The sequence below is a fragment of the Inquilinus sp. YAF38 genome, from assembly GCF_052113205.1.
In the GTDB taxonomy this organism is placed as follows: Bacteria; Pseudomonadota; Alphaproteobacteria; order DSM-16000; family Inquilinaceae; genus Inquilinus.
The window spans coordinates 19,887-36,012 of sequence record NZ_JBFRCU010000080.1 but is presented as its reverse complement, the minus strand read 5'-3'; the positions used below and the strand labels follow the sequence as shown (position 1 = coordinate 36,012).

Genomic DNA, 16,126 nt, shown 5'->3' with positions numbered 1-16,126 from the left:
CGCCGACMAGCTCCCTTGCGCCAGACGGCGCAGGCATACCGTCGCGCACGACACCATGCGCTCGAGAAGCACCGCCCCCCTTTATCCAGGCGCCGATCCCCGAACCGCCCCAATGACCAATCGATCTCCATGACGACACTCCGGTTCCCCAAAGTGTCGCCCATAGAATCACACACCCCGGGCCGCCGGGAATCGACAACCCTCTCCCCGAGTCAATCTGTCGCTCCAAAGATCCGTAGATGCCCTAGCTTGCGCAAGGGGGCGGGGGAGGGTCTGCGTGCGTCCGCCCGCAAATGCCTTCTACAGCGTCTGCGCCGCGAAGGTATCGCAACTGGTCGGGTTGCCGCTGTCGAAGCCGCGGCGGAACCAGCGCACCCGCTGCTCCGAGCTGCCATGGGTGAAGCTGTCGGGCACGACATACCCTTGGGTCTTCTTCTGCAGCGCGTCGTCGCCGACCGCGGCGGCGGCCTTCATCGCGCTCTCGATGTCGCCCGGCTCGATGAACCGGCTCTGCTGGTCGCCGCGCTTGGCCCAGACCCCGGCGAAGCAGTCGGCCTGCAGCTCGACCCGGACCGACAGGGCGTTGCCGTCGCCGCCGCGGCTGCGCTGCTCAGCGACCTTGTCCATGATGCCGAGCAGGTTCTGGACATGGTGGCCGACCTCATGCGCCACGACATAGGCCTCGGCGAACTTGCCGGGCGCGCCGAAGCGGCGGCTCAGCTCGTCGAAGAAGTCGGTGTCGATATAGACCATCCGGTCGCCCGGGCAGTAGAACGGCCCCATCGCCGAGCTGGCCGAGCCGCAGGCGGAGCGGGTGGCGCCGCTGAACCGAACCAGCTTCGGCGGCGCGTAGCGGCTGCCGGCCTCCTGGAACACCGCGCCCCAGGTATCCTCGGTGCTGCCGAGCACGGCGGCGAGGAACTGGGAGTTCTCGTCCTGCGGCGCGGGGCTGGAGGCTGTCTCGGTCTGGGACGAGCCGGGGTCGACCTGCTGCAGCAGGGCTGAAGGGTCGACGCCGAAGAACAGCGCCACCAGCACGATCACGATCGCGCCGATGCCGCCCACGCCGCCGATCGCGGCCGGGCGCATGCCGCGCCGGTCCTCGATATTGCTGCTGCGCCTCAGATCCTGCCACCGCATGGCTGCTCTCTCCCCTGGTCGCGCAGCCGAAACCCCGCCGCGGCCAATCCGGTTCCATCCTAAGGAAGGTAGAACGATCGCGCGATCCGCCATCGTTTCGCCGCGCAATTCCGCTTAGGATGGCGGATCGTTTCGTACCGGACGGTTTCCTTCGACCCGATGCCCGCCACCGCCACTGCACCATCGACGGGGATCGGCCGCGACCGCAGCCTCAGCGCACTGGTCGGCTTCGAGGCGCTCGCGATCTTCGTGTTCGGGCCGCTCGCCACCGTGCACGAGGCCTCGCGCCACATCTTCGTCTTCAACTTCTGCTTCATCGTCCTGGCCGGGATCTTCGCCGTCGCCCGCCACACCCGCCTGGCCAAGGCCGTGGTCGGCCTTGGGATGGTGCTGATCCCGATGCAGCCGCTCAGCCTCTATATCGGCCAGCTCTGGCTGACCTCGGTCTATATCCTGCTGTTCGTCGCCTTCCTGGCGCTGCTGAGCTGGCTCATCCTGGTGCATGTGTTCCGCCGCAGCCGCATCAACCTGCACTGCATCCTCGGCGCGGTCGCGGTTTACCTGCATCTCGGCCTGATCTTCGCCCTGCTCGGCACGCTGCTGGTGCTGCATGTCGGCGACAAGGCCTACGCCTTCGCCGATGCGCTGGAGACCGAGCATGTCCGGCTGCTGTCGCGGATGATCTATTTCAGCTTCACCACCCTGACCTCAGTCGGCTTCGGCGACATCACGCCGGTGTTCCCGCTGGCCCGCTCGCTGGCCAATCTGGAAGGGCTGTGCGGCCAGCTGTTCCCGGCCATCCTGCTGGCCCGGCTGGTGTCGATGGAGCTCGAATCGAGGCACGCCGAGTGACGCGGCCGCTGTGGATCGCCGCCGCCCTGCTGTGCCTGGCCTGGGCGGCCCCGGCCGACGCCGCTGGCATCAAATACGGCCCGAACAGCTGCCGCTGGGCTTTCGACGACCGCTGCGACGAGCCCGAGATCGGCACCGGCGACTGCAGCCGCGGCACCGACACCGCGGATTGCCGGCCTGTCCGGGCCGGCGGCGACGACAGCTGCCGCTGGGCCGAGGATCATAGCTGCGACGAGCCGAACATCGGCACCGGGGTCTGCGCCGACGGCACCGACGCCACCGATTGCCGGCCGCTCTATACCCGGCGCAACCGCAACAACAGCTGCGCCAGCGCCTTCGACGACATCTGCGACGAGCCGGCGACGGGCACCGGCCGCTGCGCCATCCGCAGCGACACCGCCGACTGCCTCGGCCGCGACACCCCGGCCGGGATCCGCGACCATTTCTTCGGCCGCGACCAGCGCCGCCTGGCCCGGGTCGACCGCATGCCGTGGAGCGCGATCGGCGAGCTGATCTTCGAAAACGGCGCCTGCTCCGGCACCATGGTCGGGCGGCGGGTGGTGCTGACCGCCGCGCACTGCTTCATGCGCGACGACGACACGCTGGACAAGCCGCGCCGCTTCCGCGCCGGCCGCAACGGGTCCAGCCAGGTGGCCCAGGCGGGCGTGGCCGGCTTCACCCTGCCGCCCGGCTTCCGCGAGGGCCGCAGCCGCGGCGGCGAGTCCTGGTACAATCTCGACTGGGCGCTGGTCGAGCTCGACGCCGATATCGGCGACGTCACCGGCATCATGGCGGTGCACCGGCTGAAGCCGGAGGACAAGGCCGACATCGAGGCCGGGCGGTGGGTGCGGGTGATGCAGGGCGGCTACGCCTGGGACGCGCCGGACCGGATGACCGAGCATGTCGGCTGCCGCATCGTCTCGCTGCGCGACGACGGCACGCTGCTGCATGACTGCGACATGACCAAGGGCGACAGCGGCTCGCCGATCTTCATCAAGCGGGCCGGCGGCTATGCCGTGGTCGCCGTGGTCAGCCGCTTCTACGGCGGCGACGAGGGCAGCCGCTCGGCCTATCTCGCGGTCGACAGCCGGGCCTTCGAAAAGGCCGTGGCGAAATACGTCGCCGGCCATGGCGGCTGAGCGGTGAGGGCCGTGCTCGCGGCGCTGGCGGTGTTCGCCCTGGCCGGTCCGGCAATCGCCGACGACACCTGCCGCTGGGCCCAGGACGGCGCCTGCGACGAGCAGCGCTTCGGCGGCTCGGGCGAATGCGCCGCGGACACCGACGACGCCGACTGCGCCGGCTTCAAGACCGGAGACAACAGCTGCCGCTGGGCCTTCGACGGCCAGTGCGACGAGCCCGGAATCGGCACCGGCGAATGCGATGCCGGCCGCGACAGCACCGATTGCCGGCCGCTGCGCACCGGCGGCAATGACGGCTGCTACTGGTCCAGCGACGGTGCCTGCGACGAGCCCGGCATCGGCACCGGCGTCTGCCCGGACGGCACCGACATCAGCGACTGCCGGCCGCTCTATTCCCGGCGCAACCACATCAACAGCTGCGCCACCGCCTTCGACGATGTCTGCGACGAGCCCGGCCTCGGCACCGGCCGCTGCGCCGCCCGCAGCGACACCGCCGACTGCCTGGGCCGCGACACCGTCCCCGGCATCCGCGACCACTTCTACGGCCATGACGACCGCCGCATGGTCCGGCCCGGCCGCATGCCCTGGACCGCGATCGGCGAGATCGCCTTCGGCAGCGGCGGCAGCTGTACCGGCACGCTGGTCGGACGGCGGGTGGTGCTGACCGCGGCCCACTGCTTCTTCCGCGACGACGGGGGACGCGACGAGCCGAACGGCTTCCGCGCCGGGCGCGACGGCGACGATGCGGTGGCTGAAGCCGGGATCGTCTCGATCCAGCTGGCGCCGGGCTACCGCCCCGAGGCGGATCGAGAAGAGGACGAGCGTGTCGATTACGGCTCGGACTGGGCCATCCTGCTGCTCGACGCCGATATCGGCGACCGCGCCGGCACCATGACGGTGCACCGGCTGACCGCAGCCGATGAGGCGCAGATCGCGGCCGGACGCTGGGTGCCGCTGGTCCAGGCCGGCTATGCCTGGGATGCGCCGGACCGGATGACGGCGCATAGCGGCTGCCACGCCCTGGCGCTGCGCCGCGACCACACGCTGAAGCATGATTGCGACATGACCAAGGGCGACAGCGGCGGCCCGATCTTCATGAAGGAGAGGGGCGGCTACGCCGTGGTCGCCGTGGTCACCCGCTTCTTCCGCGACGGCGGGAACGACAATGCCTATCTCGCGGTCGACAGCCGGGCCTTTGCCGATGCCCTGGCGACGTATCTCGCCGCGCATGGGGGGTGAGCGCAAGGCGGGGGGATCGGGCCGCCTTCGTCGTTGCGCCGGGGGCGCGAAGGCCCTAGCGTGCGGCACGTCATGACCGACGCACCCAACGCCGCACTCCTCCCCGAAGGCTTCTACGACGTCCTGCCGCCCGACGCGGCGCAGGAGGCGGCGGTGATCGAACGCATGGTGGCTGTTCTGGGCGGCCACGGCTTCGACCGGGTCAAGCCGCCGCTAGTCGAATTCGAGGACACGCTGCTGTCCGGCGTCGGCGCCAGCATGGCGCGCCACACCTTCCGTCTGATGGATCCGATGGGCAGCCGCATGCTGGGCCTGCGCGCCGACATGACGGTGCAGGTCGCCCGCATCGCCCGCTCCCGCCTGGCCGCTGCGCCGCGGCCGCTGCGCCTGGCCTATGCCGGCCAGGTGCTGCAGGTGCGCGGCACCCAGCTGCGGCCGGAACGGCAATTCGCCCAGGTCGGCGCCGAGCTGATCGGCGGCGCCCAGCCCGCGGCGGACGCCGAGGCGGCGCTGCTGGCGGTCGAGGCGCTGCAGGCGGTCGGGGTCGACCGGCTGGCGCTGGACCTGACCGAGCCGACCCTGGTGCCGGCGCTGCTCGGCGCCCTCGATGTTGACGGTGGCGCCGCGACCGCGCTGCGCCACGCGCTCGACCGCAAGGACGCCGCCGCTGTCGCCCAGCATGGCGGCGCCGCGGCCGCAGCCTTGGGCGGGCTGCTCGCCGCCTCCGGCCCGGCCGATGCGGCGCTGGCCGCGCTGTCCGGCATCGACCTGCCGGCGGTGACCCGGCCGATCCTGGACCGGCTGGCCGAGGTGGTGCGGCTGATCCGCGCCTCGGCGCCGGACCTGATGGTGACGGTCGACTTCGTCGAGCATCGCGGCTTCGAGTACCACACCGGCGTCGCCTTCACCCTGTTCGCCCGTGGCGCCCGCGGCGAGGTCGGCCGCGGCGGCCGCTACCGCGCCAATGGCGCCGAGGGCGAGGAGGCGACCGGCTTCACCCTGTTCATGGACACGGTGCTGCGCGCGGTCACGCCGCCCCAGGCGCCGCGCCGGGTGTTCCTGCCGCGCGGCACCGCACGGGGTGAGGGCGCCGCGCTGCGGGCCGAGGGCTATGTCACCATCGCCGGGCTGGAGCCCGGCGCCGATCCTCTCGTCGAGGCGCGCCGCCTCGGCTGCGGCTGGGTCCTCCGGGATGGCCGGCTCGACGAGATCTAAAGACTAGTAAGTACGAGGTATTCCGATGGCGAATGTGGCCGTGGTCGGCGCCCAGTGGGGCGACGAGGGCAAGGGCAAGATCGTCGACTGGCTGTCCAGCCGGGCCGATGTGGTGGTGCGGTTCCAGGGCGGCCACAATGCCGGCCACACGCTGGTCATCGGCAACAAGGTGCTCAAGCTCTCGTTGCTCCCCTCGGGCATCGTGCGGCCGGGCAAGCTCGGCATCATCGGCAATGGCGTGGTGGTCGACCCCTGGGCGCTGCTGGCCGAGATCGAGCGCATCCGCGACCAGGATGTCGAGGTTGGGCCGGAGAACCTGCTGCTGGCCGAGAACGCGGCGCTGATCCTGCCGGTGCACGGCGCGCTGGACCGGGCCCGCGAGGCGGCGCGCGGCGAGAGCAAGATCGGCACCACCGGCCGCGGCATAGGCCCGGCCTATGAGGACAAGACCGGCCGCCGCGCCATCCGCGTCTGCGACCTGGCCGACGAGGCGGCGCTGCCGGGCAAGATCGAGAACCTGCTGGCGCATCACAACGCGCTCTTGCGCGCGCTGGGCGCCGACGAGGTCGACCCGGCCGAGCTGCTGGCCCAGCTGCGCGAGGTGGCGCCGAAGATCCTGCCCTATGTCGGCGTGGTGTGGGAGCGGCTGGACGCGCTGAAGCGCGACGGCAAGCGCATCCTGTTCGAGGGCGCCCAGGGCGCCATGCTGGACATTGACCACGGCACCTATCCCTTCGTCACCTCGTCCAACACCGTCGCCGGGCAGGCGGCCGCCGGCTCCGGCATCGGGCCGAAGGGCATCGGCTATGTGCTGGGCATCACCAAGGCCTACACCACCCGCGTCGGCTCGGGCCCGTTCCCGACCGAGCAGGAGAACGACATCGGCCGCCGCCTGGGCGAGCGCGGCCATGAATTCGGCACGGTCACCGGCCGGCCGCGGCGCTGCGGCTGGTTCGACGCGGTGATGGTGCGGCAGGCGGCGAAGACCGGCGGCATCGACGGCATCGCCCTGACCAAGCTCGACGTGCTGGACGGCTTCAAGACGCTGAAGATCTGCATCGGCTACGAGCTGGACGGCCAAGTGCTGCAGCACTTCCCGGCCGGCCAGTCGGCCCAGGCCAATGCCAAGGCGGTGTATGAGGAGTGGGACGGCTGGGAGGAGAGCACCAAGGGCGCGCGCTCCTGGGCCGACCTGCCGGCGACCGCGATCAAGTACATCCGCCGGATCGAGGAGCTGATTGAGGCGCCGGTGGCCATGCTCTCGACCAGCCCCGAGCGCGACGACACCATCCTGGTGCGGGATCCGTTCGCGGACTGAGGTCGTTGGCGCTGGCTGATGGTCGGCGTCTATCCCACACCGTCATTGCGAGCGCAGCGAAGCAATCCAGGGCCGCACGAGCGGAGGCATGGATTGCTTCGTCGGCTTCGCCTCCTCGCAATGACGATTTGGGAAGGAGAGGATGGCTCGGCCGTCCTCGCGCCTACCCGGCTGGTCCCACCCGCAGAATCTCGCCGTCGCTCTCATCGGTCAGCAGGTACAGCGCCCCGTCCCGGCCCTGCACCACTTGGCGGATGCGTAAGGACAGATCCTCCAGCAGGTCCTCCGATCCGGTGATCCGGTCGCCGTCGCGCTCGAGCCGTACCAGCTTGGGGATTGCCAGGCCGCCGACGAAGACGTCGCCGCGCCAGCCCGGCATCGCGTCGGCGGTGTAGAAGGCCATGCCGGACACGCCGATCGACGGCACCTTGCCGAGATGCGAGTCGAGAAGCTGCGCCTGGCCGCGGAACTGTGGCTTGGAGCGCTCGCCGAGGGTGATGAACAGACGGCCTTGCCGGTCGAAAACCGTAGTTCACGCCGTGCGAGACCACCGGCCAGCCATAGTTTCTGGGCAACAAGGCAACGCTTCGCCGCAGCGCGGTTCGCGGACATGATGACGCGGCCGGGGAGGGCGGGCGGATGACGGACGGGATCGGACAGGCGCTGCTGCAGGCGGTCTCCGCCACGCGTGGGCATTTCCTCTATGAGTCGGGCCATCACGGCGACCTGTGGCTCGACCTCGATTCGCTGTTCCTCGATGCCGCCCGGATGCGCGGCTGGGCCGCGGCGCTGGCTGGCCAAGCGGCGGGGCTGCGGGCGGAGATCGTCTGCGGCCCGTTGACCGGCGGGGCCTTCCTGGCGCAGTTCATCGCGGCCGAGCTGGGCCTCGGCTTCATCCATGCCGAGCGTTCGGTCGAGAACGGCACAGTGCAGTACCGGATTCCGCCGCCGCTGGCCGCCACGCTGGCCGAGCGACGGGTTCTGGTGGTGGACGACGCGATCAATGCCGGCTCGGCGCTCGGCCTGACGCTGGCGGAGCTGCGGCGCCACGGCGCCTTGCCAGCCGGGATCGCCTGCCTGCTCACCCTCGGCGAGGCGGCCGGCCGGATCGCGGCGGCGAAGGGCGTGACGCTGCTGGCCCTGGCGGCGCTGGAGCGCGGGATGTGGCGGCCGGAGGATTGCCCGCTCTGCGCCGCCGGAACGCCGCTGGTGCCGCCGCCGACGATCGCGCCATAGTCCGTGGTCGCACAGGAAGGGAGATGCTCGTGAGTCCACGCCGCTTCGTCGCAGCGCTGGCGCTGGTTCTGGTCGTGATGTCGGGGGGCGCGGCGGCCCAGTCCACGCGCACTCCGTTCGACCGCCTGGCCCTGGACAGCCCGGAGGCGGCGGTCGCCCGCTTCGTCGACGCCTATCGCCAGCGCGACTACGTCACCGTCTACTGGATCCTGTCCCCGGCCGCGCAGAAGGCCTGGACCGATGATTTCTACGCCTTCAACATGGAGCCGCTGATCGCAAAGCTGCCGGACGGCCGGGCGTCGGAGATCATACGGACGGCATTCCCGCCGATGGACCAGTGGGACCAGACGGATGTGAGCTGGGTGTTCGACCGCGTCATGGTCACAGCTGGGGCAGCCGGCGCGCTGCCGGTCCAGATGCCGCAGAACGGCGCCGCCGGTAAGCCCCAGCCGCGGGCGGACGGCGCCGTCACCATCGGCTTCGGCCAGGGGGCGACGGCGGTCAAGTTCCGGCTGGTGCGCGCGCCATCTGGGCAGTGGCGGGTGTTCAGCGTCAGCGCCGGCGGCGGCAATCCGGACCGGGCGCCCTGGGGATTCGGCAAGGTCGATTGAGGAAAAGCATGACGCGGCAGAGGATCGGCGCGGTGACCGTGGTGGTCCGCAACTATGACGAGGCCAAGGCCTGGTACACCGGCGTGCTCGGCTTCGAGCTGGTCGAGGACACGCCGATGGGCGGCGGCAAGCGCTGGCTGCTTGTGGCGCCGCCCGGCGGCCCGAACCTGCTGCTGGCCCGGGCGGCGACGCCGGAGCAGGAGAGCCGGATCGGCGATCAGACCGGCGGCCGCGTCTTCCTGTTCCTGCACACCGACGATTTCCGGCGCGACCATGCCGCGATGACCGCCCGCGGCGTGGTGTTCCGCGAGACGCCGCGCGAGGAGGCCTACGGCACCGTTGCCGTGTTCGAGGATCTGTACGGCAACCTCTGGGACCTGCTGGAGCTCAAGCACAGATAGCCGCATCGTCCTCCGGCCTTCACGAAATCGCCCGGATTCGCCGGCAGGATCGGCTTCGGACTCGGAGGGGGATCTCATGCGGGGATGGCAGCGTGCGGCAGCGGTGATCGTGGCGGTCGCGGCCGTGGGCGTCGGCGTCTATGCCTGGGGGGAGGGGGAGTTCCGGCCCTGCGGCCTGCTCGACCGCATCGTCCATGCCAGTGCATGCCAGCGGCTGGCCGTGTTCGACGACCAGGATCTCGCGCAGATGATCGCGGCGCCGGACGGCACGCTGCTGGCGGTGTCGCGCCAGCCGGGGCAGGAGCCGCAGCGGCCGCAGGAGCTGTTGCGGATCGACCCGCAGACCGGCCAGGTCCGGTCGCGGGTCACGCTGGCCCAGGTGCCGCCGGACGCCAGCTGGAGGGCCGCGGCGATCTCGCCCTCCGGCCGCTGGATCGCCGGCCTGTTCTTCAACGGGCCGCTGCAGGTGATCGATGCCGGCACCGGCGCGACCCGGGCGAGCCTGCGCCGCGGCGGCACGGACCTGGTCTTCGTGTCGGACGATACCCTCGCGCTCGATCCCGGCTTGACCTTCTGGGACGTCCCGGACCTGGCGACGGTCGTCTCGGTCGCCGATGATGGCGACCTGCCGGCCCGGCCGATGGCCGAGGTGCCCGGCCTGTTCGGCCAGGGCGTCAGGACGGCCCGATCGCCCGACGGCGCGGTGCTGGCCGAGCATGTCGAGACCCGAGGCGACAGCGGCGTGGTCGCCATCCGCCTCAGCAACGCGGCCGACTCCAGCCAGTCGACCTTGCTGCTCACCGGGGCGCTGGATGTCCCGGCCTTCGTTCCCGGCCTGCAGCAGCTGTTCCCGCAGCTGGCCTTCAGCCCCGATGGGCGGCGCCTGGCCGCCAGCTTCGGCATGTCCGACCGCTGGGGGCACGACACCACCGGCCTGTTCGTGTGGGAGCTGGAATATGGCCGGCAGCTGCGCCGCATCGCCAGCCGGGAGACCTTCCGCAACCTGGTCTGGAGCGCCGATTCCCGCAGCCTCACCGTCACCCGCTACACGCCGGACAGCTGGACCGAGCCGGTCAAGACCGGGATGACCGAGCTGATCCGTATCGACACCGGCGGGTGAGGCCACACAAACGAAAACGGCCGGAGCGATGCCCCGGCCGTCTCAACCTTATTCCGATCCGCGGGTCAGTGGGCCAGCTTGGCCTCGACCGCGGCGTTGCGGATCGCCTTCTGCAGCTTCTCGAAGGCGCGCACCTCGATCTGGCGCACCCGCTCGCGGCTGATGCCGTATTCCTGGCTCAGATCCTCCAGCGTGGTCGGCTCGTCGCGCAGCCGGCGCTCGCTCAGGATGCGGCGCTCGCGGTCGTTCAGATGCGCCATCGCATCCTTCAAGAGCTGCTGGCGCTTGCCGAGCTCCTGCTTGTCGGCGAGCATCACCTCCTGGCTGTCGCGCTCGTCGACCAGCCAATCCTGCCACTCGCCCTCGCCGTCGACACGCAGCGGCGCGTTCAGCGAATGGTCCGGCGCGGCCAGGCGGCGGTTCATCGAGATGACGTCCTGCTCCGGCACCGACAGCTCGGTGGCGATCTTGGTCACCGTCTCCGGCTTCAGGTCGCCGTCCTCGATGGCCTGCAGCTGGCCCTTCAGCTTGCGCAGGTTGAAGAACAGCTTCTTCTGCGCCGCCGTGGTGCCCATCTTCACCAGCGACCAACTGTGCAGGATGTATTCCTGGATGGCGGCGCGGATCCACCACATGGCGTAGGTCGCCAGGCGGAAGCCGCGGTCCGGGTCGAAGCGCTTGACCGCCTGCATCATGCCGACATTGCCCTCGGAGATCAGCTCCGAGATCGGCAGGCCGTAGCCGCGGTAGCCCATCGCGATCTTCGCCACCAGCCGCAGATGGCTGGTCACCAGGCGATGCGCCGATTCGGTGTCGCCATGCTCCCGCCACGCCTTGGCGAGCATGAACTCCTCCTGCGGCTCCAGCATCGGAAACTGCCGGATTTCCTGCAGGTAGCGGCTCAGATTGGATTCGGCGCCCAGGACGGGCAGGCGTGCAGCTGTTGCCATAATCTTGCTCCCTCTCCGGCGCCCAGGCCTCGTGAGGCGGGCGCCCTTCCGGATGACTCATCCGGACCGATTCATAATACCCGACTTCAGTACTCGGGTATACGGTCTTCCCCTGCGAGTGAGACGAGCAAATGTCGCATGTCTCCCGGCAGGGGCCTTGTGAATTCGAGTTCACGTTGATCCGCCGGATGGCGGAAGCGCAGCCTCGCCGCATGCAGGGCCTGCCGCGGAAAGCTGCGCGCCGTTTCGTCGCCGCCGGCCTTGGGGCCGATAGCCGAGCGCGGGCGTCGGCCATAGACCGGATCGCCGATCAGCGGATGGCCGATCGAGGTCAGATGGACCCGGATCTGATGGGTCCGCCCGGTGTCCAGCTTGCAGGCGACCAGGCTGGCCTCGGTGCCGGCCGGGCGCAGCACCCGGTAGTGGGTCCGCGCCGCCTTGCCTCCAGCCTTAACGAGGGCCATGCGCTGGCGGTTCCGTGGATCCCGGCCGATCGCGCCCTCGATCGATCCGGCCGAAGGGTTCGGCCGGCCCCAGACCAAGGCCAGATAGGTGCGCGACAGGGTGCGGTCCGCAAATTGGGCCGACAGCGCCTTGTGGGCCGCGTCGGTCTTGGCCACCACCATCAGGCCGCTGGTGTCCTTGTCCAGCCGGTGGACGATGCCCGGGCGGGCGACGCCGCCGATGCCGGACAGCTCCGCGCCGCAATGGGCGAGCAGAGCGTTGACCAGGGTGCCATCGGGATTGCCGGCCGCGGGGTGGACCACCAGCCCGGCCGGTTTGTCGATGACGATAAGATGGGAATCCTCGTACACGATATCAAGTCCGATCGCCTGCGGCTCGGGCTCCGCCGGAACCGGCGGCGGCACCCGGATTTCGAAGCGCTGGCCGGGTTTGACCTTGACCGAGGCGTCTTCTACTGTCCGCTCGCCCTCCCGCACGCAGCCCGTGGCGATCAGCGCCTGCAGCCGTGACCGCGACAGGTCCGGCACCGCGGCGGCCAGGGCGCGGTCCAGCCGCTGGCCGGCGGAATCCGGGCCGATCGTGACGACCAGGGGGACGACGGGAATGGTCCCGTCCAGGAATAGGGGTGTGGTGGGTGCGTCTGGAAGCTGGGTCATTGCGGGCGGTGAAGATAACCGTTTGGGCGATGCTTGTGGTCATCATCCTGATCGCTGCCGTCGTCGTCGGGGAATTGGGCCGCCGCTTCCTGGCCCCGGGGACCGCCCCGGCACCGGCCGCCGCCGCTCCCGCCACGACGCCGGCGACCGCCGCCGCGCCGTCCGCGCTGCCTGCCGGCAGCCGCATCACCAGCATCACCGTCGCGGGCGATCGCGCAGTGATCCTGATCACACTGCCCGGCGGCGGGCAGGAGGTGCGCAGCATCGACCCGCGCACCGGCGCCGCCGCGACTCTTCTGACCACCACTCCGTAACCGGAAGACTTCGGCATGACCGACCCGATCAACCTCGCCAGCGACAATGTCGCCGGCGCCGCGCCCGAGATCCTGGCGGCGATCGCCAGCGCCGCCGCAGGCAGGGCGCGCTCCTATGGCGGCGACGAGATCACAGCCCGGCTGCAGGACCGCCTGTCCGAGCTGTTCGAGCGCCGCGTCGCCGCCTTCCCGGTGCCGACCGGCACGGCGGCCAACGCCCTCGCCCTGGCCACCTTCACCCCGCCCTGGGGCGCGGTGCTGTGCCATCGCGAGGCCCATGTCGCGGTCGACGAATGCGGCGCGCCGGAGTTCTACACCCATGGTGCCAAGCTGCTGCTGGCCGACGGCGCGCATGGCAAGCTGACGCCGCAGACCCTGGCCGCCGCCGTCCCGGAGTGGCGCGGCGACGTGCATCGCAGCCAGCCGGCGATGCTGAGCCTGTCGCAGGCGACCGAATCCGGCACGGTCTACAGCCCGGCCGAGGTTGGTGCGCTGGCCGAGGTGGCGCGGGGCCATGGCTTGGCGGTGCACATGGACGGGTCGCGCTTCGCCAATGCGCTGGCAGGGCAGATGGGGGCGGCGCAGGGCTGCTCGCCGGCCGAGCTGACCTGGAAGGCGGGGGTCGACGTGCTGTCCTTCGGCGGCACCAAGAACGGCTGCATCATGGCCGAGGCGGTGGTGTTCTTCGATCCCGACAAGGCGGCGGATTTTGCCTTCCGCCGCAAGCGCGCCGGGCACCTCTTGTCGAAGATGCGGTTCGTCTCGGCCCAGCTCGAGGCCTATCTGGCCGACGGGCTGTGGCTGCGGCTCGCGCGCAACGCCAACGCCCGGGCCCGGCAATTGGCCGAGGGGCTGCAGGCGCTGCCGGGGGTGGAGCTGCTGCATCCGGTCGAGGCCAATGAGGTATTCGTCCGCCTGCCGGCGGCGCTGGCCGAGGGGCTGAAGCGCCAGGGCGTGGTCGCGGCGCATTGGGAGGGCGAGATCTGGCGCTTCGTCGGCGCCTTCGACACCGACGCCGCGACCATCGAGACGGTGCTGGAGCGGGCGCGCCGTTGCCTCGCGCCGGGTGCCGTGGCGGCGGCCGGGTAGGGCTGTCAGAAAACCGACGGAAATCTCTTGCGTCGGCGCGCGGGCTCCCCTATATCCGGGCCCGCGCCTCAGTCCCCTTCGTCTAGAGGCCTAGGACACCGCCCTCTCACGGCGGTAACAGGGGTTCGAATCCCCTAGGGGACGCCAAGCGATTTCAACGACAAAGCCTCGCCTCGTGCGGGGCTTTGTCGTTTTCGGCGCCGGATCGGCGCGCCCCGGTCTACCCCGGATGGCGGCGCGGATCGTGGCCGTAGGTCCGCTCCTCCTTGATCCGGCCGTCGCGGCCCTGGACGACGACCTGGGCGTCCTCCCCGCCGGCGGAAACCTGGCGGGCCATGTCGCGGGCCCAGTCCCGGGCCGCGGCCTGGGTCGGGAAGTCGCCGAGCCGCGTGTCGTCCTCCTTCACCGCCCAGTTACCCTTGTTCGGGCTCACGAAATATCGATGTCGAGCCATGACACACCTCCTGTCCAGGCAATGCCGCTCCCGCCGCGGCCGTTCCCGCAGGTCTCGGCGACGCCCGGCGTGAATTGATGAGCGTGGTCGATAGGCCCATGCGCCGTCGGATGCCTAATCGTCGCCGTCGATCCGCCTAGATCAAGAGTTGACCGTCGCCGTGACGGGGGTGCCTGGGAGCGGAACTCTTGCCGGCGGCAGGGCATTGGCCCCGATGCAGGTAGCGGCGAGCCACATCCCGGGCGCGCCCCTGGCGTGCCAATCACGCCTCGGCCGTGGATACGGTCCGACGGCTGAATCGCCCGACATGCCAACAACCGCCAGCGAAATGGGGATTGGGACACATGCAGACCCTCGGCGAACTCGCAATCAGCCGGCGCGGCCTGATGATCGGCACCGCCGCCTCCGTGGCGATGACGACGGCACCGTCGATCGCCAATGCCGCAGCCGCCACTGCCGGAGCACCCGTCATGACCAAGCTGACCCTCACCGTGAACGGCGAGGCCCGCGACCTCGACCTCGACACCCGCACCACGCTGCTCGACGCGTTGCGTGAGCACCGGCATCTGACCGGCACCAAGAAGGGCTGCGATCACGGCCAGTGCGGCGCCTGTACCGTGATCGTCGAGGGACGGCGGATCAATTCCTGCCTGACCCTGGCCGTCATGCATGACGGCGACAGCATCACCACGATCGAGGGGCTGGGCCGGCCGGACGACCTGCACCCGATGCAGGCCGCCTTCGTCAAGCATGACGGCTATCAATGCGGCTACTGCACGCCCGGCCAGATCTGCTCGTCGGTGGCGGTGCTGGACGAGATCAAGGCTGGCATTCCGAGCCATGTCACCGCCGATCTCACCGCGCAGCCGCAGCTGACCGAAGCCGAACTGCGTGAGCGGATGAGCGGCAACATCTGCCGCTGCGGCGCCTATTCCAACATCGTCGAGGCGATCACCGAGGTCGCAGGGAGGCAGGCATGAGGTCCTTCACCTATGAACGCGCGCGCTCGCCGGCCGACGCCGCCGCGGCCGCGTCCCGTACCGGCGACGCCAAGTTCATCGCCGGCGGCACCAACCTGCTGGACCTGATGAAGCTCGAGATCGAGACGCCGGCACATCTGATCGACGTCAACGGCCTCGGGCTCGACCGGATCGAACCGACGCCGGAAGGTGGCCTGCGCATCGGCGCGCTGGTGCGCAACACCGACCTTGCCGCCGACCGGCGAGTCAGGCGCGACTACGGCCTGCTGTCACGGGCGCTGCTCGCCGGCGCCTCCGGCCAGTTGCGCAACCGGGCGACGACCGCCGGCAATCTGCTGCAGCGCACGCGCTGCCCCTATTTCTACGACACCAACCAGCCCTGCAACAAACGCCAGCCCGGCAGCGGCTGCGCCGCGATCGGCGGCTTCAGCCGCCAGCTCGGGGTGGTGGGCACGAGCGAGGCCTGCATCGCCACCCATCCCAGCGACATGGCGGTGGCGATGCGCGCCCTCGACGTGACGGTGGAGACGGTGAAGGCCGACGGCGCAACCCGCAGCATTCCGATCGCCGAATTCCACCGCCTGCCCGGCGACACGCCGCATATCGAGACGGTGCTGGAACCGGGCGAGCTGATCACCGCGGCGACGCTGCCCAAGCCGGTCGGTGGCAGGCAGATCTATCACAAAGTGCGCGACCGCGCGTCCTACGCCTTCGCGCTGGTCTCGGTCGGGGCGATCGTACAGCCGGACGGCACCGGCCGCGTCGCCCTCGGCGGCGTGGCGCACAAGCCGTGGCGCGTGGAGGCGGCCGAGGCCGAGCTGCCGCGCGGCGCCAAAGCCGTCACCGAGCGATTGCTCGCCGGCGCCAAACCGACCCCCGAGAACGCGTTCAAGCTGCCGCTGGCCGAGCGCACGCTCGCCGCGGTGCTGGCCGAAGCGAGGGCCTGA

At 70.5% G+C, this 16,126-nt stretch carries 18 protein-coding genes and 1 tRNA gene; 14 read left to right on the top strand and 5 right to left on the bottom strand.

All coding sequences use genetic code 11. The features are described 5' to 3' along the window. Positions 1 to 300 precede the first annotated feature (300 nt). A complete protein-coding gene (gene ypfJ / locus AB4Z01_RS27660) occupies positions 301 to 1,140 on the bottom strand; it encodes a KPN_02809 family neutral zinc metallopeptidase (protein WP_441699167.1) in 840 nt (279 codons plus the stop codon). Positions 1,141 to 1,299: 159 nt separating this feature from the next. On the opposite strand from ypfJ, the gene AB4Z01_RS27655 reads away from it, so the two are divergent. The 5 genes from AB4Z01_RS27655 (at position 1,300) to AB4Z01_RS27635 (ending at position 6,903) form a co-directional block, all read left to right on the top strand. Beyond that, on the top strand, positions 1,300 to 1,992 hold the full coding sequence (locus AB4Z01_RS27655) for a potassium channel family protein (protein WP_441699166.1): 693 nt from the start codon (positions 1,300 to 1,302) through the stop codon (positions 1,990 to 1,992). After that, positions 1,989 to 3,131 (top strand): trypsin-like serine peptidase, encoded by a 1,143-nt coding sequence (locus tag AB4Z01_RS27650; protein ID WP_441699165.1) that lies wholly within the window; start codon positions 1,989 to 1,991, stop codon positions 3,129 to 3,131. The genes AB4Z01_RS27655 and AB4Z01_RS27650 overlap by 4 nt, the downstream gene beginning before the upstream one ends. A 3-nt stretch (positions 3,132 to 3,134) precedes the next feature. Continuing rightward, positions 3,135 to 4,370, top strand: coding sequence for a trypsin-like serine peptidase (locus tag AB4Z01_RS27645; protein ID WP_441699163.1), 1,236 nt, complete (start codon positions 3,135 to 3,137; stop codon positions 4,368 to 4,370). Between the two features lie 72 nt (positions 4,371 to 4,442). Further along, positions 4,443 to 5,585, top strand: a complete 1,143-nt coding sequence (locus AB4Z01_RS27640) for an ATP phosphoribosyltransferase regulatory subunit (protein ID WP_441699162.1) — start codon at positions 4,443 to 4,445, stop codon at positions 5,583 to 5,585. A 25-nt stretch (positions 5,586 to 5,610) separates the two neighbouring features. Next, positions 5,611 to 6,903, top strand: coding sequence for an adenylosuccinate synthase (locus AB4Z01_RS27635; RefSeq protein WP_441699160.1), 1,293 nt, complete (start codon positions 5,611 to 5,613; stop codon positions 6,901 to 6,903). 163 nt (positions 6,904 to 7,066) lie between these two features. Here AB4Z01_RS27635 and AB4Z01_RS27630 read toward each other — a convergent pair whose 3' ends face one another. Further along, positions 7,067 to 7,330: a PQQ-dependent sugar dehydrogenase gene (locus AB4Z01_RS27630; RefSeq protein ID WP_441699158.1), complete on the bottom strand. Its 264-nt coding sequence runs from the start codon at positions 7,328 to 7,330 to the stop codon at positions 7,067 to 7,069. A gap of 212 nt (positions 7,331 to 7,542) precedes the next feature. Here AB4Z01_RS27630 and AB4Z01_RS27625 point away from each other — a divergent pair, with 212 nt between their 5' ends. The 4 genes from AB4Z01_RS27625 to AB4Z01_RS27610 all read left to right on the top strand — a co-directional run bounded on the left by AB4Z01_RS27625 (position 7,543) and on the right by AB4Z01_RS27610 (position 10,271). Then, complete coding sequence (locus AB4Z01_RS27625; RefSeq protein WP_441699156.1) at positions 7,543 to 8,139, top strand: phosphoribosyltransferase family protein; 597 nt, start codon at positions 7,543 to 7,545, stop codon at positions 8,137 to 8,139. A gap of 29 nt (positions 8,140 to 8,168) precedes the next feature. After that, a complete protein-coding gene (locus tag AB4Z01_RS27620; RefSeq protein WP_441699154.1) occupies positions 8,169 to 8,750 on the top strand; it encodes a hypothetical protein in 582 nt (193 codons plus the stop codon). Between the two features lie 8 nt (positions 8,751 to 8,758). Then, entirely contained in the window at positions 8,759 to 9,151 is a 393-nt protein-coding gene (locus AB4Z01_RS27615; RefSeq protein WP_441699153.1) for a VOC family protein, read from the top strand. 76 nt (positions 9,152 to 9,227) lie between these two features. Next, positions 9,228 to 10,271, top strand: a complete 1,044-nt coding sequence (locus AB4Z01_RS27610) for a WD40 repeat domain-containing protein (RefSeq protein WP_441699152.1) — start codon at positions 9,228 to 9,230, stop codon at positions 10,269 to 10,271. 65 nt (positions 10,272 to 10,336) lie between these two features. On the opposite strand, the gene rpoH is transcribed toward AB4Z01_RS27610, so the two are convergent. Both rpoH and AB4Z01_RS27600 read right to left on the bottom strand, forming a co-directional pair. Beyond that, on the bottom strand, positions 10,337 to 11,221 hold the full coding sequence (rpoH, locus tag AB4Z01_RS27605; RefSeq protein ID WP_441699150.1) for an RNA polymerase sigma factor RpoH: 885 nt from the start codon (positions 11,219 to 11,221) through the stop codon (positions 10,337 to 10,339). Between the two features lie 86 nt (positions 11,222 to 11,307). Beyond that, positions 11,308 to 12,342, bottom strand: coding sequence for an RluA family pseudouridine synthase (locus AB4Z01_RS27600; protein WP_441699148.1), 1,035 nt, complete (start codon positions 12,340 to 12,342; stop codon positions 11,308 to 11,310). A gap of 29 nt (positions 12,343 to 12,371) precedes the next feature. Here AB4Z01_RS27600 and AB4Z01_RS27595 point away from each other — a divergent pair, with 29 nt between their 5' ends. From AB4Z01_RS27595 to AB4Z01_RS27585, 3 genes are all read left to right on the top strand, one after another. Further along, complete coding sequence (locus tag AB4Z01_RS27595; protein ID WP_441699147.1) at positions 12,372 to 12,656, top strand: hypothetical protein; 285 nt, start codon at positions 12,372 to 12,374, stop codon at positions 12,654 to 12,656. Positions 12,657 to 12,671: 15 nt separating this feature from the next. Beyond that, complete coding sequence (locus AB4Z01_RS27590; RefSeq protein ID WP_441699146.1) at positions 12,672 to 13,745, top strand: threonine aldolase family protein; 1,074 nt, start codon at positions 12,672 to 12,674, stop codon at positions 13,743 to 13,745. A gap of 71 nt (positions 13,746 to 13,816) precedes the next feature. Then, positions 13,817 to 13,892, top strand: a tRNA-Glu gene (locus tag AB4Z01_RS27585). A gap of 73 nt (positions 13,893 to 13,965) precedes the next feature. On the opposite strand, the gene AB4Z01_RS27580 is transcribed toward AB4Z01_RS27585, so the two are convergent. Continuing rightward, positions 13,966 to 14,199, bottom strand: a complete 234-nt coding sequence (locus AB4Z01_RS27580; RefSeq protein WP_441699145.1) for a DUF2188 domain-containing protein — start codon at positions 14,197 to 14,199, stop codon at positions 13,966 to 13,968. Between the two features lie 344 nt (positions 14,200 to 14,543). Between AB4Z01_RS27580 and paoA the strand changes: the two genes are divergently transcribed. Further along, positions 14,544 to 15,179: an aldehyde dehydrogenase iron-sulfur subunit PaoA gene (gene paoA, locus AB4Z01_RS27575; protein WP_441699143.1), complete on the top strand. Its 636-nt coding sequence runs from the start codon at positions 14,544 to 14,546 to the stop codon at positions 15,177 to 15,179. Beyond that, positions 15,176 to 16,126 carry an FAD binding domain-containing protein gene (locus AB4Z01_RS27570; RefSeq protein WP_441699142.1) on the top strand — a complete coding sequence of 317 codons (951 nt, stop codon included), beginning with the start codon at positions 15,176 to 15,178 and terminating at the stop codon, positions 16,124 to 16,126. Before paoA ends, AB4Z01_RS27570 begins: the two co-directional genes overlap by 4 nt.